Genomic DNA, 22,363 nt, shown 5'->3' with positions numbered 1-22,363 from the left:
GATAGTTCGGCATGGGGCCGGGACTGTGTCACCCGGCAGACTGCGAAAACTTCCGCTAAATCAAGGCGGTAAATGCCGAACTCGTTTTGTGCAGTGCGGCGATCATAACCCGAATTCGCCCTGCATGGGAATTATTTTTTTGTCCAGCGCCCAATCAATAGGGTTTTTCCCTTGGTTGGTCAGCCACTGATTGGTGGTCAGGAAATGGCCACAGCCCAGGAAGGGCACCGGGGGCCTTCTGGCAGACAGAGGGGAGGGGTGGTTGGACATCAGGACCAGGTGGCCGCTGTTGTCCGGCAGCAACGCCCGCTTGGCCTGGGCATGGGCGCCCCACAGCATGAAAACCTTGGGCGACGGGTCGCGCGCGACCAGGGCGATCAACGCGTCCGTCACCGTTTCCCAACCGCGCTTGGCATGCGAAGCGGGCTGGCCGTCTTCCACGGTCAGCGCGGTGTTCAGCAGCAACACGCCCTGATCCGCCCAATCGCTCAGATCGTTGCCCGCCGGCACGCGGGTGCCCGGAAACTCCTGGACGATCTCATTGAAGATGTTGCGCAGGCTGGGCGGCCGCTTGCAGTCGTCCGGCACCGAGAACGCCAGGCCTTGGGCCTGGCCCGGGCCGTGATAGGGATCCTGCCCCAGGATCACCACGCGCACGTCCGACGGCTCCAGGCCGTGCAGGGCGCGGAAAGGCGTCGCGGGGTAAATGGTCGCACCTTCGCTCAGGCGCCTTTCCACATGTGCGGTCACGGCGGCCAGGGCATCGGCCACAGGCTTGGCGGCAAAAGCCTCCTGCCAGGCGGCTGGCAGTTGCGCCGTCTGGGCGGAGAGGGCTAGGGGAGTCAGTCGGTTGTCGGTCGGCATGGGCGGGATTTTGGCATAGCGCGGACCGCGGGCCGGGGTGAGTCGGCCCGTCTTGCTTCAAACCGGCCACCCATCCTGCCGATAGGCCGAATCCCAGAACATCCATTCCAACTGTGCGGCACGCGTATACGCGGCGTGCATCTGCGCCAGTGTTTCGGCGGACGCCTTTTCGGCGACGCGGTCGACCGTGGTGATGACCCGGCGCACCAGGGCGTGGAAGTCCTCGCAGGCATAGGCCTCGATCCAGGCCGAATAGGGATTGGGTTGGGCCGCGCGCGCATGGATTTCGCGGCCGATCTCGGCGTAGATCCAGAAGCACGGCAGCAGGGCCGCCAGCGCCACCGGGTACGGCGCGCTCCAGGCGGTGGCGATCAGGTAGCTGGTGTAGTGGTGGCAGGCCGGGGTCAGTGGCGTCGCTTCGAAGGTGGCGTCATCGATGCCGAACTGCTTCAGGAAGCCCGCGTGCAGCGTGCGTTCGGCCACCACCGCGCCCTTGGCGGCGTCGGCGAACTGCACCACGCCGTCGGCGTCGTCGGCCTTGGCAGAGGCGATGGCCAGCGCGCGTCCGAAGGCCACCAGGTAGTGCGCGTCCTGGATCATGTAGTGCTTGAATGCGTTCTCGTCGAGCTGGCCGCTGGCCAGTTCGCGGTTGAACGGCATGTCGCGCGTGGTTTCGTAGAGTGCGGCGTTGCGCGCCCAGGCGTCGGAGCTGAAAGACATGGGGTTCCTCAAGACAGACTGTCGGCGTGCGGCTGCGCGCCGGTCGATAAAAGCGGGCTAGGGTAGCAAAACGTGCGGGGCGTCAGGCCTTGCGCTTGCGGTGATGCCGGACATAGTCCTGCAGGACCTCGCGCAGCACCACGGCCTGGTTGTGTTCAGTATTGCGGGCGCCGTAGAGCAGGGTCAGCGGACGGTCGCCGGCCGCGTCCAGCAGGGCAGCCATGCGGGCCTGCTGTTCGGGTTCCGCCAGTTCGGCCTGGTAGCGCTGGCGGAATTCTTCCCAGCGGTCTTCGATGTGGCTGAACCATTTGCATAGTTCCAGGGTGGGCGCGATGTCGCGGGCCCATTCGTCCAGGTGCAGGTCCGCCTTGCGCAGTCCGCGCGGCCACATGCGGTCCACCAGCGCCCGGTAGCTGCCTTCCGGGCCCAAGCCCTCGTAGACGCGTTGCACAGCGATGGCGGACGGTTTCATGGCGGTTCCAGGGAAGGATGGCGAACCTCGCTACTTTAGCGCCCGCCGTCCCTGCTCAACCGGCGTTCAAGGATTTGCCGCGGCGCCGGCGCGCGTGCCGCAGGTGCGCAGCACCAGGAAGCCGACCACGGCGGACGCCAGCGAGCCCGTCAGCACGCCGATCTTGGTGGCGTCGATGGCGGCCGGGTCGCTGAACGCCAGGGCGCCGATGAACAGGCTCATGGTGAAGCCGATGCCGCACAGCAGCGACACGCCGTACAGCTGCATGTAGCTGGCGTGGCGCGGCAGGGTGGCAATGCCGCTCTTGATGGCCAGCCAGGCAAAGCCGAACACGCCCAGCTGCTTGCCCAGGAACAGGCCCAGCGCCACGCCCAGGGGCACGGGCGCCGCCAGGCTGCCCAGGCCCATGCCGGCGAACGACACGCCGGCATTGGCGAAGCCGAAAATCGGCACGATCAGCAGGGCGACCGGCTTATGCAGCGCATGTTCCAGCGCATGCAGGGGCGAATGCGCGCCCGGATGGCCCTGGTTCTGCGGGCGCAGCGGAATGGTCAGCGCCAGCGCCACGCCGGCCAGCGTGGCATGCACGCCGGACTTCAGGACGAAGTACCAGAGCACGGCGCCGATCAGCAGGTACGGCGTCAGGCGCAGCACGCCGGAGCGGTTCAGGCAGAACAGGCAGACCAGCAGGGCGCCCGCCATGCTCAGCGCGACCACGTTGAGTTCGGCGGTATAGAACAAGGCGATGATGACGATGGCGCCCAGGTCGTCCAGGATGGCCAGCGCCGTCAGGAAGATCTTCAGCGAGGTCGGCGCGCGGCTGCCCAATAGCGCCAGGATGCCCAGCGCAAAGGCGATGTCGGTCGCGGCCGGAATGGCCCAGCCGCGCAAAGTGCCGGGGCTGCCAAAGTTGATCAGCACGTAGATCAGCGCGGGCAGCGCCATGCCGCCCAGGGCGGCGATGCCGGGCAGCACGATGCGGGCGGCGCCGCGCAGCTGGCCGTCCAGGACTTCGCGCTTGATCTCAAGCCCGACCAACAGGAAGAACACCGCCATCAGGCCGTCGTTGATCCAGTGCAGCACGGTTTCCTTGAGCACGACCGGACCTGCCTGGAAGCCAAGCTTGGTCTCCAGCACGCTGAAATAGGCCGGCGCGGCCGGGCTGTTGGCCACCACCAGGGCGACCAGCGCGGCCAGCATCAGGACATAACCGCCCAGCGCTTCGGAGCGGAGAAACGATTGCAGGAACGAGACCGGCTTGTGGGGAGGGACGGTAGGGGCGCTCATGCAGTACCGCCCTTGCTTACGTTTTGATAAGATGCGCGTTTCATTCCTGAATTTTACCTGAATTCAACTTTCGGGATTCCTCTACTTCGTCGAACATCTTTCAATTATTCGAAAAAATAGCTCATCAGCGTCGAATATTTGGCGTTGCTTGTCCGGCGGCCAAACCCCTTTCCCTCGAATCCCGACCAGTCCGTGGCTCGCAACGCCGCCTGGCGACTCATGCTAGCCAAATGCCATTACGCCCTCTTACGGTATTGACCTACACGCCTGGCAAACCCGGCGCCGCGAGCCGTCTGGTGGATGTCGGCGACGCACTGGTCGTGCCTGCGGCGCCGACGCCGCACGGTGTCTATCAAACCCGTCAACTGATTCCCAGCGCGCGTCTGTTGGGCTGGGCCCGCTCGGGTGCGCGCTTTGAACTGTCCCGCACGGGCGCGGCCCGCGTCTGGTCCGAAGGCCGGATGCAGGCTTCGGAGTGCCCGCGCGATCGCGCCAGCGCAGGCGCGGCCGAGTTGAACCAGGAAGACATCGCTTACCTGGAGGCCTACCTGTTGTCGCAGGGCCGCCGCTGGAGCGACGCGCACACCACCCATAGCGGTCATCCCTGATCATGCGCGATCCCATCGAATCGTTCCAGCGCGTGGCCGCCACGGATACGCGCCTGCGCATCCTGCATACCGAAGCCGCCACCTCGTTCGGCGGCCAGGAGTTCTGCATCTACAAGGAAATGATCGCCATGCGCGAGCGCGGCCATCATCTGGAAGCGGTTTGCCAGCCGGATGCAGAGCTGGGCAGGCGTCTGCGCGAGGCCGGTTTCACGGTGCATCTCGTCCCCATGGACGGCCCGCTCAATTTCGTGCGCTGCGTTGCCTTCGTGCGCCGGTTATTGCGCAGCGGCCGTTTCGACGTGGTCAATACGCACAGCCGGCGCGACACCGTCCTGGGCGCCATCGCGGCGCGGCTGGCCGGCACGCCGCTCATCGTGCGTACCCGCCATCTGGCCAAGCCCATCAATTCCCTCTACGCCTACACCTGGCTGGCGCACCGCGTCATCGCCGTCAGCCGCTACGTGCGCGGGCAATTGCTGGACGGCGGCGCCCGCCCGGGCGCTGTCGCCACCATCCATTCGCCGGTGGTGCTGCCGCAGGTGCACCCTGGCGTCTGCGTCAGGCGCGAACTCGGCTTGCCCGAGGACGCGCTGGTGGTCGGTTGCGTGGCCGTCATGCGACCGGACAAGGGCCATTGCGACCTGATCGACGCCTTCCATCGCATCGCCGCCACGTTTCCGAATGCCCATCTGGTGCTGGTGGGCGAAGGCCAGCCCATGGCTGGGCAGCTGCAGGCGCAGGCGGCGCAACTGGGCCTGGCGCCGCGGGTGCATTTCACCGGCCGCCGCGACGATATCGGCAATGTGCTGACGGCCTTCGATGTGTTCGCGTTGCCGACGCGGCGCGAGGCCTTGGGCACCGTTTTCATCGAGGCCGCGGCCATGGGGGTGCCGGTGGTGGGCGCCAACGTGGGCGGGGTGCCGGAAACCATGGAGGCCGGTGTGACCGGATTGCTGGTGCCGCCGAGCGATCCGGCGGCATTGGCCAGCGCGCTGGAAAGTTTGCTGGCCGATCCGGCGCTGCGCCGCCGCATGGGTGATGCGGGCCGTGAGCTGATCCGGGGCCAGGGCCGATTTTCCGCCGAACGCGCGGCTGCGCTGGTGGAACAGGCGTACGCCGGCTGGCTGGCGGAACTGCGGGGGGCTGCGCGCGCCGCCTGAGGCGGGCGGCGGCTCAGTGCCAGAGCAGGGCGTTCATGGCCTCGACCAGCCGGTCCCGGTAGCGCGGCAGCAGCGCCTGCACGCGCGCCTGGCGCTCTTTCCATTCCAACGATTCAGCGCCGGCGGCGATGCGCGGCGGCGCCCAGATCGGGTCGGGAAAATGGCGGTCGCCGCGCCAGCGCGGGATCACGTGCCAGTGCAGGTGCGGCACCATGTTGCCCAGCGAGGCCAGGTTGATCTTGTCCGGTCCCAGGACCGATTGCTGGGCTTCTTCCACCACGTACACGGCCCGCATCAGCAGGTCGCGGCCGTGGGTGGACAGGCTGGTCATTTCGGCCAGATGGCCGTTCCAGATTACCCGCGTGAAGCCCGGATAATCGGCGTCGGCGACCTCGATGATGCGCAGGTGCGGACCGCGCCACAGCAGCGTGCCGCCGTCTTCCTGGCACAGCGGACAGTTGGGGTCGCGTGCGCTCACGGCATCACCTTGCGGTACTGGATGAAGCCCGAGCGGTCGGCGATGCGGTCGTAGAGCTGAATCGCGGTGGCGTTGGTTTCATGGGTCAGCCAGTAAACGCGCGCGCAATTGGCGGCGGCCGCCTGCGCGTACACGTGCTCGATCAGCTTGCGGCCGGCGCCGGTGCCGCGCACGTCCGGGTCCACGTACAGGTCCTGCAGATAGCAATAGTCGCCTGCGGTCCAGGTGGAGCGGTGGAAGATCCAGTGCACCATGCCGACGGCCCGGCCGCTTTCGTACGCCAGCGCCGCGTGCATGGGTTCGGCGGGGTCCAGGAAGCGCGCCCAGGTGTTGCGCGTGACCGCGTCGTCGATGTTGACGCGATAGAACTCCTGGTAGCCCTTCCATAGCGGCAGCCAGGCTTCGAAGTCGGCGGCGACGATGGGACGGATTTCTGCGGTACTCATGGCTTGCGGCCTCCAGGCGGGATTCAGAGTTGATCTTCCATGGCTTCGACGATGTGTCGCAGCACTTGCAATCGAGCGTAGCGCTTGTCGTTGGCCGAAACCAGATGCCACGGCGCGTGCGCGACGTCGGTGCGCGTCAGCATTTCGTTGGTGGCGGCCGCGTAGTCCTTCCATTTGTCGCGGTTGCGCCAGTCGTCGGGCGTGATCTTGAAGTTCTTGAAGGGCGAATTCTCGCGCTCCTTGAAGCGCTCCAGCTGCACGTCGGGCGTGACCGCCAGCCAGAACTTCAGCACCAGCGCGCCGCTGGCGGCCAGTTGGCCCTCGAAGTCGTTGATCTCGGCATAGGCGCGGCGCCAGTTGGCCGGCGCGGTCAGCTTCTCGACGCGCTCGACCAGCACGCGGCCGTACCAGGAGCGATCGAAAATGGCGATACGTCCATGGCGCGGCACGTGGCGCCAGAAGCGCCACAGATAGGGCCGGGCCAGTTCCTCGGTGGTGGGCGCGGCGATCGGCGTGATGTCGAACTGGCGCGCATCCAGCGCATGCGTCACGCGCCGGATCGCGCCTCCCTTGCCGGCCGCGTCCTGGCCCTCGAACACCAGCACCAGCGAGCGTTCCTGGAATTTCCTGGAACGGGCCGCGCGCGCCAGCCGCCCTTGCAGCAGGCCCAGTTCGGATTCGTAGTCGTCCTTTTCGGTCTTGGCGTTGTAGTCCAGGTCGCCCAGGCGGTCGACGATGCGCGTGGGGCTGGCATGCGCCACGAAGGCGGGCGGGATGCGCGGCACGCCGCGCTGGCGCATGGCAGCCAGCACCGCTTCGGCCGTACGCGCCGCGCGCATGTCCTCGTCGGCGCTGGGGATCACGACCCAGGGGGCGTGGCCGCTGTCCGTATGGTTCAGCACCACCTGGCCGGCGTTGCGGATGCGGTCGTATTTCTTGTAGACCTTGAGATCGACCGGGCTGACCTGCCAGGAGGTTTCAGGGCTGGCCAATAATCGCTCGGCACGCGCTTTCTGGGCCTGGGCCGACAGATGGAACCAGAGCTTGACGATCTGGACGCCCTCGGCCGCAAGCATGGCCTCGAAGCGGCGGATCGCGGCGGCCTGGGCTTCTATGCTGTTCTGGTCAGGCTTCTTGCGCGTGGCTTCGAGCACCAGCGGCGTATACCAGGAACCGAAGACGATGCCGGTGCTGCCCTTGGGCGGCAGATCGTGCCAGTAGCGCCAGAAGGGCGGACGCTCCAGCGCGGGGCCTTCGCGCGGTCCGTAGGCCAGCGTCTTGATATGGCGCGGATCCATCCATTCGTTCAGCAGGTTGACGGTGGCGCCCTTGCCGGCGCCGTCGATGCCGGCGATGACCACCAGCAGCGTCTTGTCCGCGTTCTGCAGACGCTGGTATTGCGCGTTCAGCAAGGCGACGCGCAGCTTCGCTTCCAGCGGCTTGAATTCTTCCTTGGACAGGCTGGGGTCGGCTTCGGCTTCTGCAAACATGGGGGGATCCGTCTGATCGGCAATTCTGCGATCAGCCGATCTTGCGGGATAAGCCCCAGGCGCGCAAGCCCGGATCGCGGCGCGGTCAGAGCGCGTCGACGGGGATCTTCAGGTAGCGCACGCCGTTGTCCTCGGCCGGCGGGAAGTGGCCGGCGCGGATGTTGACCTGGATGGCGGGCAGGATGAGGGTGGGCATGGAGAGCGTGGCGTCGCGCCGGGTGCGCATGTCCACGAATGCGTCTTCGCCTATGCCGTCGCGCACGTGGATGTTGGCGCGGCGCTGTTCGGCCACCGTGGTCTGCCAGGAGGCTTCGCGCCCGGCGGGCGGGTAGTCGTGGCACATGTACAGCCGGGTTTCGGCGGGCAGGCTCAGCAGGCGCTGGATGGAATGGTAGAGCTGATGGGCGTCGCCGCCGGGGAAGTCGCAGCGCGCCGTGCCCACGTCCGGCATGAACAGCGTGTCGCCGACGAAGGCGGCATCGCCGATCAGATAGGCCATGTCGGCCGGCGTGTGGCCGGGCACGTGGATGGCCTGCGCCGTCAGCGCGCCGATGCGGAAGGTCTCGCCGTCCTTGAACAGATGGCCGAACTGCGAGCCGTCCAGCTGGAACTCCGGCTCCAGGTTGAAGATCTTCTTGAAGACGCCCTGCACGGTCTGGATGCTTTGGCCGATAGCGATGACTCCGCCAAGCTGGCGCTGCAGGTAGGGCGCGGCCGACAGGTGGTCGGCATGGGCATGGGTTTCCAGCAGCCATTCCGTCTTCAGGCCGTGCTGGCGCACGTAGTCGGCCACGCGGTCGGCGCTGGCGGTGCTGCTGCGGCCGGACTTGGGATCGTAGTCCAGCACCGAGTCGATGATGGCGCAGGCGCCGCCTGGCGCGGGCTCATGCACCACATAGGTGACGGTGGCGGTGACGGTGTCGAAGAAGGCCTGGATCTGGGGAGACATGGACGCTCGCGTCGCAGCGAGTGGCTGCATCAGGAAACAATATATGTATTTCAATAATATTGTTGAATATTATATTAGTCAATATAATGATCAAATCCTACCCAGCAGATTGATGCGCATCAAATGAATCATGTCCTGACCGAGTGCGAAGCCGCCGCCCTGCGCGAATCCGCCTCCCAAGCTTGCGCCTTGCTCAAGGCGCTGGCCAATGAAGACCGCCTGCTGCTGCTGTGCCAACTGGTCCAGAACGAGCGCAATGTGAGCGAGCTCGAATCGCTGACCGGCATCCGCCAGCCCACCTTGTCCCAGCAGCTGGGCGTACTGCGCGACGAAGGGCTGGTCGCGACCCGGCGCGAGGGCAAGTACGTCTATTACCAGATGGCCAGCTTCGAGGTCAGCCAGGTGATGAAGACCTTATCCAGTTTGTACTGCGGCCGGACCATGGAGTCACTGGAGTCACTGAAATGAGCATTGCCTGGACCTCCTTCACTCCTGTATCCGCCGGCGCGGGCGGCTTGCTCATCGGCGCCGCGGCCGTGCTGCTGATGGCGGGTGCGGGCCGCATTGCCGGCATCAGCGGCATCCTGGGCGGGCTGCTGCCTCCCGAGCGCGGCGGCATGTGGCGCGTGGCCTTCCTGATCGGCCTGTTCGCCGCGCCATGGCTGTACCGCCTGGGCAGCGCCTTGCCGCCCATCGTGGTCGAAGCCAGCACGACGCGCCTGATCGTGGCGGGCCTGCTGGTGGGCATCGGCACCCGTTACGCCTCGGGCTGCACCAGCGGCCATGGGGTCTGCGGCGTGTCGCGCGGATCGCGCCGCTCGCTGACCGCCACCGCCCTGTTCATGGCTGCCGGCTTTGTCGTGGTCTATGCCACGCGCCATCTGGGAGGACTCTGACATGGTTGCGCTGATCGCTTTCGCGTCAGGCCTGGTATTCGGGCTGGGCCTGATCATTTCCGGCATGGCCAACCCGGCCAAGGTGCTGGGCTTTCTGGATATCGGCGGCGCCTGGGACCCGTCGCTGGCCTTCGTCATGGGCGGCGGCGTGCTGGTCACGGCGGTGGGCTTCGCTTTCCTGCGCCGCCGCCGCGCCAGCCTGTCGGGCGAACCCCTGCGCTGGCCCACGGCCACGCGCGTGGACCTGCGCCTGGCCGCGGGCAGCCTGGCGTTTGGCGCGGGCTGGGGGCTGGCCGGCTTCTGCCCGGGGCCGGCGCTGGTGGCGGCATCCGCCGGCGTGTCCGAGGCCCTGATCTTCGTGGCCGCCATGGTTGCCGGCATGGCAATATTTTCAGTCCTGGAAAAATTCAAAAGCCGGTAGACCGGCAAGGAGACAAGCATGCCGATAGCAGAGGCGCAGCGCGATTTCGATGTGGTGGTGGTGGGCGGCGGATCGGCGGGCATAGGCGTCACCGCCAGCCTGCTGCGCCGCCGCCCGGACCTGCGCATCGGCGTGATCGAACCCAGCGACAAGCACTACTACCAGCCGGCCTGGACGCTGGTGGGCGGAGGCGCCTTCGACGTCGCCAAGACCGTGCGCCCGACCCGCGAAGTCATGCCCAGGCGCGCCACCTGGCTGCAGGCGGCCGCGGCTGGCTTCGAACCCGAGGCCAACCGCGTGCTGCTGTCCGACGGCCGGGCGGTGAGCTACCAGCAGCTGATCGTCTGCCCCGGCCTGCGCCTGGCCTGGGACAAGATCGAGGGCCTGGCCGACACGCTGGGCAAGAACGGCGTCAGTTCCAACTACCGCTACGACCTGGCGCCCTATACCTGGGAACTGGTGCGCGGGTTGAAGGGCGGGCAGGCGCTGTTCACGCAGCCGGCCATGCCCATCAAATGCGCCGGCGCGCCGCAAAAGGCCATGTACCTGGCCTGCGACCACTGGAAGCGCACCGGCGTGCTGGACCGCATCGACGTGGAGTTCGACCTGGCGGGCGCGGCGCTGTTCGGCGTGCCCACGTTTGTTCCGCCGCTGATGCGCTATGTCGAAAGCTACGGCATCGCGCTGGCCTTCAACTCGGCGCTGGTGGCGGTGGACGGCGCGGCACGCAAGGCCTGGTTCGATCTCAAGGACGCCGACGGCGCGGTGACGCGCGTGGAAAAGTCCTTCGACATGCTGCACGCGGTGCCGCCGCAGGTGCCGCATGACTTCCTGAAGAACAGCCCGCTGGCTGACGCCGCCGGCTGGTGCGAAGTGGATCCGTCCACGCTGCTGCACGTGCGCCACGGCAACGTATTCGGACTGGGTGACGGCATCTGCACCAGCAATGCCAAGACCGCCGCGGCCGCGCGCAAGCAGATCGTCACGGTGGCCGAAAACTTGCTGGCGCTGCGCGAGGGCTACGCCATGCCGGTCAAGTACGACGGCTACGGCTCCTGCCCGCTGACGGTGGAGCGCGGCCGCATCGTGCTGGCCGAGTTCGGCTACGGCGGTAAGCTGCTGCCCACCTTCCCGCTGGACCCGACCGTGCCGCGCAAGAGCGCCTGGTTCCTCAAGGCCACGATGCTGCCCTGGATCTACTGGAACGGCATGCTCAAGGGCCGCGAATGGCTGGCCCGCCCGCTGGGTAACTGAGCGTCTCCATGATCGATACGGTGTTGGCCGCCAGCGCGGCGCTGGGGGCGTGCGTGGGCCTGATACTCGGGCTGACCGGCGCGGGCGGCGCCATCATGGCGGTGCCTCTGCTGGTCTTCGGCCTGCACTTGCAGGTGTCGCAGGCCGCGCCCATCGCCCTGTTGGCGGTGGGGCTGTCGGCCGCCCTGGGCGCGGTGCTTGGCCTGCGCAAAGGGCAGGTGCGCTATCGCGCGGCGGGCTTCATGGCCGTTACCGGCATCCTGGTGTCGCCGCTGGGTCTGTGGGCGGCGCGGCGTTTGCCCAATGCGCCGCTGGCCATCATCTTCGCCGGCGTGCTGGGCATGGTGGCTTGGCGCATGTGGAACCAAGGCAACAAGCCGGCGGCGCAGGCCGCGCCGCGCACGCCGCCCTGCCAGCTCAACGCCAGCACCGGCCGGCTGCGCTGGACCGCGCCCTGCGCGCGCGCCTTGACGGGTGCGGGGCTGATCGCGGGATTCCTGTCCGGCCTCTTGGGCGTGGGGGGCGGCTTTGTCATCGTGCCCGCGCTGCGGCGCGCTACCGACCTGACCATGCAGGCCATCGTCGGCACGTCGCTGGCCGTGATCGCGCTGGTGTCCGCCAGCGGCGTCGTGGCCGCGGCGGCGGGCGGGCATCTGGACTGGCGTATCGCCGCGCCTTTCACGGCGGCGGCGGTGCTGGGCATGCTGGGCGGGCGCAAGGTGGCCGACCGGTTTCCCCCGCGCCGCCTGCAGCAGAGCTTTGCGCTGTTCGCGGGCCTGGTGGCCGTGGCGATGCTGGTGAAGGGCGTGCTGGCGCTGCTCGCGGCCGCATGAGGCCGCGAGCCCGCGTCGCTTACTCGTAGGTGCGGATATCGTCGATGACCTTGCCGTCGTTCGGCAGGCCATCCGCATCCACCCATTCCACGTCGCTGCGCAGCTTGGTCACGTCGCGCACCGATTCGGCGATGCGCTTGCCCAGCTCTTCGCTGCGTACCCGCGATTCCACTTTGAGCACCATGCGGTCGGACCCCGTGCTGCCGCTGATCACCAGCCGCGCGCGCAGGATCTCGGGATGGCGGCGCGCCACGTCGGCCACCTGCGACGGATGCACGAACATGCCGCGCACCTTGGTGGTCTGGTCCGCGCGCCCCATCCAGCCCTTGATGCGGGTGTTGGTGCGCCCGCAGGGCGAAATACCGGGCATGACGGCGGACAGGTCGCCGGTGCCGAAGCGCACCAGCGGATAGTCCGGATTCAAGGTGGTGACCACGACCTCGCCGACTTCGCCGTCCGGCACGGGTTCGCCGGTGCCGGGGCGCACGATTTCGACAATGATGTCCTCGCCCAGAACCAGGCCTTCACGGGCCGGGGTTTCAAACGCGACCATGCCCAGGTCGGCGCTGCCGTAGGCCTGGTAGCCGTCGATGCCACGCGCGGCCAGCCAGTCGCGCAGCGACGGCGGAAAGGCTTCGCCGGACACCAGCGCGCGGCGCAGCGAATCCAGCTTCACGCCCAGCTCGTCGGCTTTTTCAAGGATGATCTTGAGGAAGCTGGGCGTGCCGGTATAGCCGGTGGGCGCCAGGTCCTGGATCGCGCGCACTTGCTGTTCTGTCTGGCCAGTGCCGCCGGGAAACACGGTGCAGCCCACGGCATGCGCCGCGGTTTCCATCATGGAGCCGGCGGGGGTGAAGTGATACGAAAAGCAGTTGTAGGCCAGCTCGCCGGCGCGGAATCCCGCGGCGTGCAGAGCCCGGGCGAAGCGCCAGTAATCGCTGCGCGCGCTTTCCGGCTCGTAGATGGGACCGGGGGACGCGAACACCCGCATCGCCTCGCCCCAGCCGATGGCGGAGAAGCCACCGAAGGCTTTCTGCGGTCCGGCAGGCGCGGCCGCGTCGGCGCGGCTGTGCTGCTGGCGTTCCAGCAGTTCGTGCTTGCGCAGCACCGGCAGGCCCGCGAGGGCCGCGCGCGACGTGATGGCGGCGGGGTCGATGCCGCGCAGCTGCTCGGCGATGGCGGGCGCGCGCGCAATGGCCCGCGCGATCGCGCCGGGCAGGGCGGCCATCAGCTCGCGCTCGCGTTGCTCGGGCGCTCTGGTTTCGAGAACATCAAAAAACTGGGACATGGGATCACACCCTCTCGTATGCCAGGGATCACGCCAGCCAGCGCTTGCGCCGGCGGTAGAACTTGTTGTCGCGGAAACTCTTGCGTTCGCCGCTGGAGATGCCCAGATAGAACTCCTTCACGTCCTCGTTCTGGGCCAGGTCGGCCGCCGCGCCGTCCATCATCACGCGGCCGTTTTCCAGGATGTAGCCGTAGTCGGCGTAGCGCAGCGCAATGTTGGTGTTCTGCTCGGCCAAGAGGAAGCTGACACGCTCGCGCTGGTTCAGGTCGCGCACGATCTCGAAGATTTCCTCGACGATCTGCGGCGCCAGGCCCATGGAGGGCTCGTCCAGCAAGATCATGTTCGGGTTGGCCATCAGTGCGCGGCCGATCGCGGTCATCTGCTGTTCGCCGCCCGAGGTGTAGCCGGATTGGCTGGCGCGGCGCTGCTTCAGGCGCGGAAAATACTGGTAGACGCGGTCCAGCGCCGCCGCGGTGTCGGCGCGGCTCATGCTGCGCGTATAGGCGCCGGTCAGCAGATTTTCCTCGATGGTCAGGTGGGCAAAACAATGCCGGCCCTCCATCACCTGCACCACACCGCGCTTGACCAATTCCGCCGGCGACAGCTTCTCGATGCGCTGGTCGCGGTATTGGATGTGGCCCTTGGTGACGTCGCCGCGCTCGCCCTTGAGCAAGTTTGAGATGGCGCGCAACGTGGTGGTCTTGCCCGCGCCGTTGGCGCCCAGCAAGGCCACGATCTTGCCTTCCGGCACTTGCAGGGAAACGCCCTTGAGCACCAGGATCACGTGGTTGTAGATCACCTCGATGCCGTTCACGTCGAGCAGCACCTTGGGGGTGTCTGCGGGTACTGCGGAAGTCGTTGCAGCGGTCATGGCTGTTCCTGCGGCTTGGTGGCCGCCGGCCCCTTATGCAGGACCGGCGGCCGGTTCACATCAGTTCTCGCAAGTGCGGGGCGTGATGTTCTTTTCTTTCGCGTACTTCGCTGCGCTTTCCTTGACCATCGGGTCCAGGATGGTCTTGTCGGCCTGGTACCAGTCGGAGGCGACCTTGAACTTCGCACCGTCCCACTGCACGATGCGGGCCCAGTCGTCGCCCTTGTGGTTGCTGCAAGAGGTCTTGACCGGACGCATGATCTGGCCGAAGCCCAGCTTGTCCAGCTTCTCCTGCGTCAGGTCCAGGTTCTCGAAGCCCCAGCGCACCTGGTCCGGCGTCAGCGCCTTGCCCTTGCCGAACTTTTCCTGCGCGGTGCGGATCGCTTCCACCTGCAGCATCGAGATCATCATGCCGCGGGTATGGGCGATGGTGCCCAGCGTGGTCTTGCCGGTCTTGTCCGAACCCTGGCCCTTGTCGTAGACGAACTTCTTCAGGTCGTCGTAGACCTTGTCGTGTTCGGCGCCGCTGTTGTGGATGGTGATGGCGTTGTAGCCCTTGGCGACATCGCCCAGGTCCTTCACGTCGCCTTCAGAGCCGGCCCACCAGATGGCGTACATCTTGTCGCGCGGATAGCCGCTGGCCTGGGCTTCGCGGATGGCGGTCGGCGTCATGATGCCGGCGCTCCACAGCAGCACGTAGTTGGGGCGCGCCTGGCGGATCTGCAGCCAGGTGGACTTCTGTTCCACGCCGGGGGCGGTCACGGGATAGAGCACCAGCTCGAAGCCTTCCTTGGCCGCGCGCTTCTGCAGCAGGGGGATCGGCTCCTTGCCATACGGCGAGTCGTGGTAGACCAGGGCGATCTTCTTGCCCTTGAGCTTGTCCATGCCGCCTTCTTTCTTGGCGATGTCCTGGATCATCACGTCGGCCGCGGTCCAGTAGGTGCCCAGCAGCGGGAAGTTCCACTCGAACACGCTGCCGTCGACCGACTGCGACAGGCCGTAGCCCATCGTTTCGACCGGCACCTTGTCGACCATGGCCTTGTCGCTGACGGCGAAGGTGATGCCGGTGGACTGGGTGTCGAAGCCCGATGCGCCGGTGCCCTTGCCCTTCAGGCGCTCGTAGCATTCCACGCCGCGGTCGGTGGCGTAGGCGGTTTCGCACTCTTCGTACGTGATCTTGACGCCGTTGACGCCGCCATCGCGTTCGTTGACCAGCTTCAGGTAGTCCAGCTTGCCGTCGGCCCAGGGAATGCCCAGGGGCGCGAAGGACCCGGTGCGATACACCAGCAACGGAACGAACTGCTCTTCCGCCGCCATTGCCGGCGTGGCCACGGCGCCTGCGGCGCCGGCTGCGGCCATCAAAGCTGCCGCCAACTTCAGGTTAAGACGCTTCATCTCCATTTACCTCCTGCGTGGTGTTTGGGTCAGTAAACCCTGGGACACCGGGATTGGCCCGGTCTTGAGCCGGGTATTCAGGGCGGGTCCGCCGCGCTTGTGCCGCCGCGGACCGCGGAAATCAATGCGAAATCAATGCGGGAACGGCCAGATGCGCAGCTTCTCCTTGCCGATGCTCCATAGTCTGGCGAGTCCGTGCGGTTCGGCGATCAGGAAGAACACGATCAGCGCGCCGAACACCATGTGTTCGATGTGCGCCGCCGTGTCCACCGACAGCGGGATGCCCAGCGCGTGCGGGATGTTGGACAGCGCCACCGGCACCAGCACGATGAACGCCGCGCCGAAGAAGCTGCCGATGATCGAACCCAGCCCGCCGATGATGACCATGAACAGCAGCTGGAACGAACGCGTCAGGTCGAACGCCAGCGGTTCCCATGAACCCAGGTGGATGTAGCCCCACAAGGCCCCGGCCACGCCGACGATGAACGAGCTGACCGCGAAGGCCGTGAGCTTGGCGTACATGGGGCGGATGCCGATGACGGAGGCCGCCACGTCCATGTCGCGGATCGCCATCCATTGGCGGCCGATGGCGCCGCGCACCAGGTTCTTGGCCAACAGGCTGAAGATGACGACCAGGATCAGCACGAACAGGTACTTTTCCAGCGCGCTCTGCACCGGCAGGCCGAAGGCCGTCAGCGGCGGCACCGAGACGTTGCCGGACGACGAGTAGTTGGTGAAGAAGGGAATGCGCAGGAACGCCCAGTCCACGAAGAACTGCGCGGCCAGCGTCGCCACCGCCAGGTACAGGCCGCGGATGCGCAGGCTGGGTATGCCGAAGATCACGCCCACAATGGTGGCGAAGAAGCCGCCCAGCAGGATCTGGACGACCAGCGGCATGCCGGGAAAGCGAACGCCGAAGTTCCAGGCCGCATAGGCGCCCACCGCCATGAAGGCGCCGGTGCCTAGCGAGATCTGGCCGCAATAGCCCACCAGGATGTTCAGGCCCACGGCGGCGAGCGCCAGGATCAGGAACGGGATCAGGATGGCGCGCAGCAGGTAGTCGCTGGCCATGGCCGGGATGGCGACGAACGCCACCGCCAGCAGCAGCCAGATGAAGATGCGGTCCTGGCGGATCGGGAAGATCTGCTGGTCAGCGCGATAGCTGGTCTTGAACTGGCCGTTTTCGCGATAGAACATGTTTTTATCCTAGAGGGCCTTTGGGCTCAGACACGGTCGATGATCTTCTCGCCGAACAGCCCTTGCGGACGGAACAGCAGGAACACCAGCGCCAGCACATAGGCGAACCAGATTTCGATACCGCCGCCCACCAGCGACCCCAAATAGACCTCGGACAGCTTTTCGCCCACGCCGATGATCAGGCCGCCCAGGATGGCGCCCGGCACCGAGGTCAGGCCGCCCAGGATCACCACCGGCAGGGCCCGCAGCGCCGCGGTGGACAGCGTGAACTGCACGCCGAACTTCGAGCCCCAGATGATCCCGGCCACCAGCGCGACCAGCCCGGCCACGCTCCAGACGATCACCCAGATGCGGTTCAACGGAATGCCGATGGACTGCGCGGCCTGGTGATCGTCGGCCACCGCGCGCAGGGCGCGGCCGGTCGAGGTGTACTGGAAGAACAGCGCCAGCGCGGCCACCAGCAGGGCGGCAATCACCGCTGCGGTAAGGTCTTCCAGGTTGATCAGCAATCCGCCCTCGAAGACCGAGTCCAGGATCATCAGCGGATCCTTGGGCATGCCGACGTTGATGGAATACACCGAGCTGCCGAAAGTGATCTGGCCCAGGCCATCCAGGAAGTAGCTGATGCCCAGCGTGGCCATCAGCAGGGTGGTGGCTTCCTGGTTGACCAGGTGGCGCAGCACGAAGCGTTCGATGGCGACCGCCAGCAGGAACATCACGATGGCGCTGACGATGAATGCCAGCACGTTGGCCAGGATCATGTTGTCAAAGCCGAACCAGCGCGGCAGCCACTCCGAGAAGCGGGCCATGGACAGCGCGGCGACCAGCACCATCGCGCCCTGCGCGAAGTTGAAGACGCCCGAAGCCTTGAAGATCAGCACGAAGCCCAGGCCGATCAGGGCATACAGCATGCCGCTCATCAGGCCGCCGAGTAAGGTCTCTAGAAAAAATCCCATGTCTGTCCGCCTTAGTGCGATACGCCGAGGTAAGCTCGGATGACGTCTTCGTTGGCACGGACCTCGTCCGGCTTGCCGTCGCCGATCTTCTTGCCGTAGTCCAGCACCACGACGCGGTCCGAGATATCCATGACCACGCCCATGTCGTGCTCGATCAGCACGATGGTGGTGCCGAACTCGTCGTTCACATCCAGGATGAAGCGGCTCATGTCCTGCTTCTCTTCGATGTTCATGCCGGCCATGGGCTCGTCCAGCAGCAGCAGGCGCGGCTCCATCGCCAGCGCGCGGCCCAGGTCCACGCGCTTTTGCAGGCCGTAGGGCAGCCGGCCCACGGGCGTCTTGCGGTAGGCCTGGATTTCCAGGAAGTCGACGATGTTCTCGACGAATTCGCGGTGCTTGATCTCTTCGCGCTCGGCCGGTCCCAGGCGGAAGGCCTGGGCCAGCAGCCCGCACTTCATGCGCAGGTTGCGGCCGGTCATGATGTTGTCCAGCACGCTCATGCCCTTGAACAGGGCCAGGTTCTGGAACGTGCGCGCGATGCCCATTTCAGCGGCGCGGCGCGGATTCATGCGCGAGAAGCGTTCGCCGCGGAATTCGATGCCGCCCTGCTGCGGCGTGTAGACGCCGTTGATGACGTTGAGCATCGAGCTCTTGCCGGCGCCGTTGGGGCCGATGATGGCGCGGATCTCGTGTTCGCGCACGTTGAAGGATATGTCCGTCAGCGCCTTCACGCCGCCGAAGGACAGCGAGATGTTCTGCATGTCCAGCATGACGTCGCCGATACGCTGGTCGCGGTCGTTGTTGCTCATGATCTCTACGCGGCCTTGGCAGTAATGGCGGGAAACGTCTTGACCGGGCGGATCTTCAGATCCGCCGAGATCTTGCCGGTGCGTCCGTCTTCGAATTTCACTTCGGTCTCGATGAACTGCGACTGCTTGCCACCAAAGAGCGCGTCGATCAGCACGCCGTACTTCTGCGCGATGAAGGCGCGGCGCACCTTGCGCGTGCGGGTCAGTTCGTCGTCGTCCGGATCCAGTTCCTTGTGCAGGATCAGGAAGCGGCTGATCTGCGAGGCCGACAGCTTGGGATCGGTGGCCAGGTCGGCGTTGACCTGTTCCACGCATTCGGCGATCAGCTGGTAGACCTCGTCCTTGGACGCCAGGTCGGTGTAGCCGGCATAGGGCATGCCGCGGCGTTCGGCCCAGTTGCCCACGGCTTCCAGGTCGATGTTGATGAAGGCGCACACGTCGTCGCGGTTGGCGCCGAAGGCGACTGCTTCCTTGATGTGCTGGAAGAACTTGAGCTTGTTCTCGATGTACTTGGGCGCGAACAGGGCGCCGTTGGCGAGCTTGCCCACGTCCTTGGCGCGGTCGATGATCTTCAACTGGCCGTCGGTGTCCAGATAGCCCGCGTCGCCCGTATGGAACCAGCCGTCGGCGCTGCGCGCTTCGGCGGTGGCTTCGGGGTTGCGGTAGTACTCCTTGAAGAGCCCGGGGCTCTTGACCAGGATCTCGCCGTTGTCGGCCACGCGGATCTCCACGCCTTCGACGGGCGGGCCCACGGTGTCGTCGCGTACCTGGCCGTCGGGCTGCACGCAGACGAAGACCGAGGTTTCGGTGGAGCCGTAGAGCTGCTTGAGGTTGATGCCGATGGAGCGGTAGAACACGAACAGGTCGGGGCCGATGGCCTCGCCCGCGGTATAGGCCACGCGCACCCGGCTCATGCCCAGCGCGTTGCGCAGCGGACCGTAGATCATCATGTTGCCCAGCGCGTAGCGCAGACGGTCCCAGGCGCCGACCTGCTCGCCGTCCAGGATCTTGGCGCCCACGCGGCGCGCGAGCTTCATGCAGGCCGCGAACAGCTTGCGTTTGATCAGTCCCGCGTCTTCCATGCGGATCATCACGTGTGTCAGCAGGCCTTCCAGCACGCGCGGCGGCGCGAAGTAATAGGTGGGGCCGATGTCGCGCATGTCGATCGACACGGTGTCGGGCGATTCAGGATGGTTCACGGTAAAGCCCGTTACCAGCAGCTGCGTGTACGAGAACATGTTCTGGCCGATCCAGGCGGGCGGCAGATAGGCCAGCACGTCTTCCTGGTCGGTCAGCTTTTCCATATCGGACACGGCGCGCGCGCGGTCGATCAGCGCATGGTGCGTGAGCACCACGCCCTTGGGCTTGCCGGTGGTGCCGGAGGTGTAGAACATGGCGGCCGGATCATGCGGCTGCACGGCTGCGACGGCCTGGTCGAAGAAGCCGGGATGCTGTTTGGCGTACTCGCGGCCCAGCTCTTCCAGCTGTTCATACGAGCGCAGCATCGGGTCGGTGTAATGGCGCAGGCCGCGCGGATCGTCATACACCACGTGCTTGAGCGCGGGACATTGCTCGTGGACTTCGAGCATCTTGTCGACCTGTTCCTGATCTTCGACGATGGCCACGCTGATCTCGGCGTCCTGCAGCACGTAGACCATTTCCTGCGCCACGGCATCCTGGTAGAGCGGAACCGGTATCGCACCGAGCGACTGCGCAGCCATCATGGCCATGTACAGGCGCGGGCGGTTTTCGCCGATCACGGCCACGTGCATGCCGGGTTTGATGCCCAATGCGGCCAAGCCATGCGCGACGTGCCGGACATGCTCCGCCACTTCGGACCACGTGAGGGTTTGCCAGATCCCCAGATCTTTTTCGCGTATGGCGGGCCGCGACCCACGAACGCTGGCATGCGTGAACAGCAGCGCCGGAAAGGTATCCAGCGCCGCCGGCATCTGTGCAGATGCGGGCGGTGTATGTGCCACGATGTCTCCTCCGGTTTGGGCGCATCGGGCCGGGAGTCCGCGAGAGCGGCGGCGGCGATGAGGCGCTTGACCAGTTGGTTTTAGATTTACGGCAGGAGTTAAGGTATAAGGTTGGGTTGCTACCAACTGTCACCATCGCGACATTCAAGGAACTTTTAGGGTATTCCCGATGCAGCTATCCGACTCCCTGCAACTCGCCGCCGCCTGGTTTCGCGTGCTCAGCCGCGATCAGCAAGAGCGCGTCGAGCGGGACCTTACCGTGCAGCAGGTGGTTGCCGGGTCGATCATAGAGCGCAAAGGTGAACTCGCCCAGGCTTGGATAGGAGTGCTGGCAGGGTTGGTCAAGGTTTCGGTGGGCAATGCGGAAGGCAAGGTGGCTTCGCTGACCGGCGTGCCTGCGGGCGGCTGGATCGGCGAGGGTTCGCTGCTCAAGCGCGAGATCCGCAAGTACGACATCGTTGCGCTGCGGGATTCGGTGGTGGCGCGTTTGCCGGCCACCACGTTCGACTGGCTGCTGGACAGCAGCATCCCATTCAACCGCTATCTGCTCCACCAATTGAACGAGCGCGTGGCGCAGTTCATCGGCAAGGCGGAGTACGACCGTTTGCTGGACCCGGATGCGCGCGTGGCCCGCTGCCTGGCCGAACTCTTCAACCCTTTGCTGTATCCCGGCATGGGCATGCGCCTGGCGATTACGCAGGAAGAAGTCGGCTATCTGGCCCGGGTGTCGCGCCAGCGCGCCAACCAGGCGCTGCGCAAGCTGGAAGAGGCGGGCCTGCTGAACGTGGAATACGGCGCTGTCCGGGTGCTGGACCTGGACGGTCTGAAACAATACGGGTCAGACCGTGCCGCGACCGAGGGCGAGCCGGCATAGGCGCCGGCGGTTTTGCTCAAAATAGTTGTTGACGATAAATCGCGCGCTATTTAATATTGCGCAATGAAATCTCGATCCAAAGCCAAGGCTGCATTCAATCCGCTGCTGCTGGACAGCCAGCTGTGCTTCGCCCTGTACTCGACTTCGCTGGCGATGAACAAGGTGTACCGCAAGCTGCTGCGCGGGCTGGATCTGACCTATCCGCAGTACCTGGTGATGCTCGTGCTGTGGGAAGGCGACGAGATTACGGTGACGGATATCGGCGAGCGCCTGTTCCTGGATTCGGCCACGCTGACGCCGCTGCTCAAGCGCCTGGAAGCGGCGGGCCTGGTGACGCGCAAGCGCGCCGTGGAAGACGAGCGCCAGGTGATTGTCGGGCTGACCCGCCAGGGCCGCGAACTGCGCGCGCAGGCCGAGGCCGTGCCGCACTCGATCGCGGGCGCCGCGCAGTGTTCGCTGGAAGAGGCGCAAGGTATGATGAAAACGCTGCATGCGCTGCGGGAGAAGCTGAGCGCAAGTCTTTGAAGTAGCGGGCCAGGCCCGCTACTGTTAGGTTAAATAAATAGTGCGCTATTTAATATTGCGCTATTTAAATAGTAAGGGTCGCAGCGGGATGTTCCCGCCAGGCCTGGCAGTTCAACCCCCACTTCCCTACAAGGAAACGCATCATGTCTATCGAAAAAGTGCTGTACCGCGCCCATGCGCACGTTACCGGCGGCCGTGAAGGAACGGGCGCGACGGACGACGGCAACCTGAACGTCAAGCTGACCACGCCGAAGGAACTGGGCGGCGCGGGCGCGGCCGGCACCAATCCGGAACAGCTGTTCGCCGTGGGCTATTCGGCCTGCTTCATGGGCGCCATGAAATTCGTCGCCGGCCGCGACAAGATCGCCATGCCGTCGAATGCGACGATCGACGGCGCTGTTGGCATCGGTCCTATTCCTACGGGGTTCGGGATCGAAGTCGAATTGAAGATTTCGTTGCCGGGGATGGAGCGGGCCGAGGCCGAGAAGCTGGTCGCTGCGGCGCATATCGTTTGCCCTTATTCGAATGCTACGCGGGGCAATATTGATGTGACGTTGACGATTGCTTGATCGTTGATGGGTTGTTGAT

25 protein-coding genes are annotated in these 22,363 nt (G+C 65.8%); 10 read left to right on the top strand and 15 right to left on the bottom strand.

The features are described 5' to 3' along the window. Nucleotides 1-102: 102 nt before the first annotated feature. The 4 genes from N5C88_RS27345 to nhaA all read right to left on the bottom strand — a co-directional run bounded on the left by N5C88_RS27345 (nt 103) and on the right by nhaA (nt 3,343). Nucleotides 103-864: a uracil-DNA glycosylase gene (locus N5C88_RS27345; protein ID WP_280016608.1), complete on the bottom strand. Its 762-nt coding sequence runs from the start codon at nt 862-864 to the stop codon at nt 103-105. Between the two features lie 57 nt (nt 865-921). Next, complete coding sequence (tenA, locus tag N5C88_RS27340) at nt 922-1,584, bottom strand: thiaminase II (RefSeq protein ID WP_118933250.1); 663 nt, start codon at nt 1,582-1,584, stop codon at nt 922-924. Between the two features lie 82 nt (nt 1,585-1,666). Beyond that, nucleotides 1,667-2,056, bottom strand: a complete 390-nt coding sequence (locus N5C88_RS27335) for a DUF488 family protein (RefSeq protein ID WP_118933249.1) — start codon at nt 2,054-2,056, stop codon at nt 1,667-1,669. A gap of 66 nt (nt 2,057-2,122) precedes the next feature. Further along, nucleotides 2,123-3,343: a Na+/H+ antiporter NhaA gene (gene nhaA / locus N5C88_RS27330; protein ID WP_280016607.1), complete on the bottom strand. Its 1,221-nt coding sequence runs from the start codon at nt 3,341-3,343 to the stop codon at nt 2,123-2,125. 230 nt (nt 3,344-3,573) lie between these two features. Between nhaA and N5C88_RS27325 the strand changes: the two genes are divergently transcribed. After that, nucleotides 3,574-3,951, top strand: coding sequence for a hydrogenase (locus tag N5C88_RS27325; RefSeq protein WP_251878242.1), 378 nt, complete (start codon nt 3,574-3,576; stop codon nt 3,949-3,951). A gap of 2 nt (nt 3,952-3,953) precedes the next feature. Next, a complete protein-coding gene (locus tag N5C88_RS27320; RefSeq protein WP_059374147.1) occupies nt 3,954-5,111 on the top strand; it encodes a glycosyltransferase in 1,158 nt (385 codons plus the stop codon). Between the two features lie 13 nt (nt 5,112-5,124). Here N5C88_RS27320 and N5C88_RS27315 read toward each other — a convergent pair whose 3' ends face one another. The 4 genes from N5C88_RS27315 to N5C88_RS27300 form a co-directional block, all read right to left on the bottom strand. Further along, nucleotides 5,125-5,589, bottom strand: a complete 465-nt coding sequence (locus tag N5C88_RS27315; protein WP_280016606.1) for an HIT family protein — start codon at nt 5,587-5,589, stop codon at nt 5,125-5,127. Continuing rightward, nucleotides 5,586-6,035, bottom strand: coding sequence for a GNAT family N-acetyltransferase (locus N5C88_RS27310; protein ID WP_059374149.1), 450 nt, complete (start codon nt 6,033-6,035; stop codon nt 5,586-5,588). Before N5C88_RS27310 ends, N5C88_RS27315 begins: the two co-directional genes overlap by 4 nt. Nucleotides 6,036-6,058: 23 nt before the next feature. Further along, nucleotides 6,059-7,525 carry a polyphosphate:AMP phosphotransferase gene (gene pap, locus N5C88_RS27305; protein ID WP_059374150.1) on the bottom strand — a complete coding sequence of 489 codons (1,467 nt, stop codon included), beginning with the start codon at nt 7,523-7,525 and terminating at the stop codon, nt 6,059-6,061. A gap of 85 nt (nt 7,526-7,610) precedes the next feature. Next, on the bottom strand, nt 7,611-8,474 hold the full coding sequence (locus N5C88_RS27300; RefSeq protein WP_280016605.1) for an MBL fold metallo-hydrolase: 864 nt from the start codon (nt 8,472-8,474) through the stop codon (nt 7,611-7,613). Nucleotides 8,475-8,597: 123 nt separating this feature from the next. Here N5C88_RS27300 and N5C88_RS27295 point away from each other — a divergent pair, with 123 nt between their 5' ends. Genes N5C88_RS27295 through N5C88_RS27275 form a run of 5 tightly spaced genes read left to right on the top strand, consistent with a single transcriptional unit; the run spans nt 8,598 to nt 11,878 of the window. After that, the gene (locus tag N5C88_RS27295; RefSeq protein ID WP_059374152.1) at nt 8,598-8,942 is read left to right on the top strand and encodes a metalloregulator ArsR/SmtB family transcription factor; all 345 of its coding nucleotides are present in this window, start codon (nt 8,598-8,600) and stop codon (nt 8,940-8,942) included. Next, entirely contained in the window at nt 8,939-9,370 is a 432-nt protein-coding gene (locus tag N5C88_RS27290) for a YeeE/YedE family protein (protein WP_118933245.1), read from the top strand. The genes N5C88_RS27295 and N5C88_RS27290 overlap by 4 nt, the downstream gene beginning before the upstream one ends. 1 nt (nt 9,371) lies before the next feature. Further along, on the top strand, nt 9,372-9,791 hold the full coding sequence (locus N5C88_RS27285) for a DUF6691 family protein (protein WP_059374154.1): 420 nt from the start codon (nt 9,372-9,374) through the stop codon (nt 9,789-9,791). 18 nt (nt 9,792-9,809) lie between these two features. Next, on the top strand, nt 9,810-11,045 hold the full coding sequence (locus N5C88_RS27280) for an FAD/NAD(P)-binding oxidoreductase (protein ID WP_059374155.1): 1,236 nt from the start codon (nt 9,810-9,812) through the stop codon (nt 11,043-11,045). An 8-nt stretch (nt 11,046-11,053) separates the two neighbouring features. Beyond that, complete coding sequence (locus N5C88_RS27275) at nt 11,054-11,878, top strand: sulfite exporter TauE/SafE family protein (protein ID WP_059374156.1); 825 nt, start codon at nt 11,054-11,056, stop codon at nt 11,876-11,878. A 19-nt stretch (nt 11,879-11,897) separates the two neighbouring features. Here the strand turns inward: N5C88_RS27275 and N5C88_RS27270 are convergent, their stop codons facing one another. The 7 genes from N5C88_RS27270 to N5C88_RS27240 form a co-directional block, all read right to left on the bottom strand. Next, nucleotides 11,898-13,166, bottom strand: a complete 1,269-nt coding sequence (locus N5C88_RS27270; RefSeq protein ID WP_118933243.1) for an AMP-binding protein — start codon at nt 13,164-13,166, stop codon at nt 11,898-11,900. 28 nt (nt 13,167-13,194) lie between these two features. After that, nucleotides 13,195-14,037: an ABC transporter ATP-binding protein gene (locus N5C88_RS27265; RefSeq protein ID WP_088143324.1), complete on the bottom strand. Its 843-nt coding sequence runs from the start codon at nt 14,035-14,037 to the stop codon at nt 13,195-13,197. A 60-nt stretch (nt 14,038-14,097) separates the two neighbouring features. Next, a complete protein-coding gene (locus N5C88_RS27260; RefSeq protein WP_118933242.1) occupies nt 14,098-15,438 on the bottom strand; it encodes an ABC transporter substrate-binding protein in 1,341 nt (446 codons plus the stop codon). A 126-nt stretch (nt 15,439-15,564) separates the two neighbouring features. Next, nucleotides 15,565-16,629, bottom strand: coding sequence for a branched-chain amino acid ABC transporter permease (locus N5C88_RS27255; RefSeq protein WP_059374159.1), 1,065 nt, complete (start codon nt 16,627-16,629; stop codon nt 15,565-15,567). Nucleotides 16,630-16,655: 26 nt separating this feature from the next. Further along, nucleotides 16,656-17,585: a branched-chain amino acid ABC transporter permease gene (locus tag N5C88_RS27250; RefSeq protein WP_042796065.1), complete on the bottom strand. Its 930-nt coding sequence runs from the start codon at nt 17,583-17,585 to the stop codon at nt 16,656-16,658. 11 nt (nt 17,586-17,596) lie between these two features. After that, entirely contained in the window at nt 17,597-18,394 is a 798-nt protein-coding gene (locus tag N5C88_RS27245; RefSeq protein ID WP_054456930.1) for an ABC transporter ATP-binding protein, read from the bottom strand. A gap of 5 nt (nt 18,395-18,399) precedes the next feature. Further along, nucleotides 18,400-20,376, bottom strand: coding sequence for an AMP-binding protein (locus N5C88_RS27240; protein WP_059374160.1), 1,977 nt, complete (start codon nt 20,374-20,376; stop codon nt 18,400-18,402). A gap of 169 nt (nt 20,377-20,545) precedes the next feature. Here N5C88_RS27240 and N5C88_RS27235 point away from each other — a divergent pair, with 169 nt between their 5' ends. The 3 genes from N5C88_RS27235 to N5C88_RS27225 all read left to right on the top strand — a co-directional run bounded on the left by N5C88_RS27235 (nt 20,546) and on the right by N5C88_RS27225 (nt 22,344). Then, nucleotides 20,546-21,250, top strand: coding sequence for a Crp/Fnr family transcriptional regulator (locus tag N5C88_RS27235; protein WP_280016604.1), 705 nt, complete (start codon nt 20,546-20,548; stop codon nt 21,248-21,250). 63 nt (nt 21,251-21,313) lie between these two features. Beyond that, a complete protein-coding gene (locus N5C88_RS27230) occupies nt 21,314-21,775 on the top strand; it encodes a MarR family transcriptional regulator (RefSeq protein ID WP_054456924.1) in 462 nt (153 codons plus the stop codon). A 143-nt stretch (nt 21,776-21,918) separates the two neighbouring features. Then, complete coding sequence (locus tag N5C88_RS27225; RefSeq protein WP_280016603.1) at nt 21,919-22,344, top strand: organic hydroperoxide resistance protein; 426 nt, start codon at nt 21,919-21,921, stop codon at nt 22,342-22,344. Nucleotides 22,345-22,363 lie beyond the last annotated feature (19 nt).

It is taken from the genome of Achromobacter sp. GD03932, assembly GCF_029839485.1.
Taxonomy (GTDB): domain Bacteria; phylum Pseudomonadota; class Gammaproteobacteria; order Burkholderiales; family Burkholderiaceae_B; genus Achromobacter; species Achromobacter bronchisepticus_A.
The sequence above is the reverse complement of the archived record's forward strand: the minus strand, read 5'-3'. Positions and strand labels throughout refer to the sequence as shown.

Coding starts and splice junctions, on each gene's coding strand:
- N5C88_RS27345 (WP_280016608.1), bottom strand. CDS start 864: ATGCCGACCGACAACCGACTGACTCCCCTAGCCCTCTCCGCCCAGACG.
- tenA (WP_118933250.1), bottom strand. CDS start 1,584: ATGTCTTTCAGCTCCGACGCCTGGGCGCGCAACGCCGCACTCTACGAA.
- N5C88_RS27335 (WP_118933249.1), bottom strand. CDS start 2,056: ATGAAACCGTCCGCCATCGCTGTGCAACGCGTCTACGAGGGCTTGGGC.
- nhaA (WP_280016607.1), bottom strand. CDS start 3,343: ATGAGCGCCCCTACCGTCCCTCCCCACAAGCCGGTCTCGTTCCTGCAA.
- N5C88_RS27325 (WP_251878242.1), top strand. CDS start 3,574: ATGCCATTACGCCCTCTTACGGTATTGACCTACACGCCTGGCAAACCC.
- N5C88_RS27320 (WP_059374147.1), top strand. CDS start 3,954: ATGCGCGATCCCATCGAATCGTTCCAGCGCGTGGCCGCCACGGATACG.
- N5C88_RS27310 (WP_059374149.1), bottom strand. CDS start 6,035: ATGAGTACCGCAGAAATCCGTCCCATCGTCGCCGCCGACTTCGAAGCC.
- pap (WP_059374150.1), bottom strand. CDS start 7,525: ATGTTTGCAGAAGCCGAAGCCGACCCCAGCCTGTCCAAGGAAGAATTC.
- N5C88_RS27300 (WP_280016605.1), bottom strand. CDS start 8,474: ATGTCTCCCCAGATCCAGGCCTTCTTCGACACCGTCACCGCCACCGTC.
- N5C88_RS27295 (WP_059374152.1), top strand. CDS start 8,598: ATGAATCATGTCCTGACCGAGTGCGAAGCCGCCGCCCTGCGCGAATCC.
- N5C88_RS27290 (WP_118933245.1), top strand. CDS start 8,939: ATGAGCATTGCCTGGACCTCCTTCACTCCTGTATCCGCCGGCGCGGGC.
- N5C88_RS27285 (WP_059374154.1), top strand. CDS start 9,372: ATGGTTGCGCTGATCGCTTTCGCGTCAGGCCTGGTATTCGGGCTGGGC.
- N5C88_RS27280 (WP_059374155.1), top strand. CDS start 9,810: ATGCCGATAGCAGAGGCGCAGCGCGATTTCGATGTGGTGGTGGTGGGC.
- N5C88_RS27275 (WP_059374156.1), top strand. CDS start 11,054: ATGATCGATACGGTGTTGGCCGCCAGCGCGGCGCTGGGGGCGTGCGTG.
- N5C88_RS27270 (WP_118933243.1), bottom strand. CDS start 13,166: ATGTCCCAGTTTTTTGATGTTCTCGAAACCAGAGCGCCCGAGCAACGC.
- N5C88_RS27265 (WP_088143324.1), bottom strand. CDS start 14,037: ATGACCGCTGCAACGACTTCCGCAGTACCCGCAGACACCCCCAAGGTG.
- N5C88_RS27260 (WP_118933242.1), bottom strand. CDS start 15,438: ATGGAGATGAAGCGTCTTAACCTGAAGTTGGCGGCAGCTTTGATGGCC.
- N5C88_RS27255 (WP_059374159.1), bottom strand. CDS start 16,629: ATGTTCTATCGCGAAAACGGCCAGTTCAAGACCAGCTATCGCGCTGAC.
- N5C88_RS27250 (WP_042796065.1), bottom strand. CDS start 17,585: ATGGGATTTTTTCTAGAGACCTTACTCGGCGGCCTGATGAGCGGCATG.
- N5C88_RS27245 (WP_054456930.1), bottom strand. CDS start 18,394: ATGAGCAACAACGACCGCGACCAGCGTATCGGCGACGTCATGCTGGAC.
- N5C88_RS27235 (WP_280016604.1), top strand. CDS start 20,546: ATGCAGCTATCCGACTCCCTGCAACTCGCCGCCGCCTGGTTTCGCGTG.
- N5C88_RS27230 (WP_054456924.1), top strand. CDS start 21,314: ATGAAATCTCGATCCAAAGCCAAGGCTGCATTCAATCCGCTGCTGCTG.
- N5C88_RS27225 (WP_280016603.1), top strand. CDS start 21,919: ATGTCTATCGAAAAAGTGCTGTACCGCGCCCATGCGCACGTTACCGGC.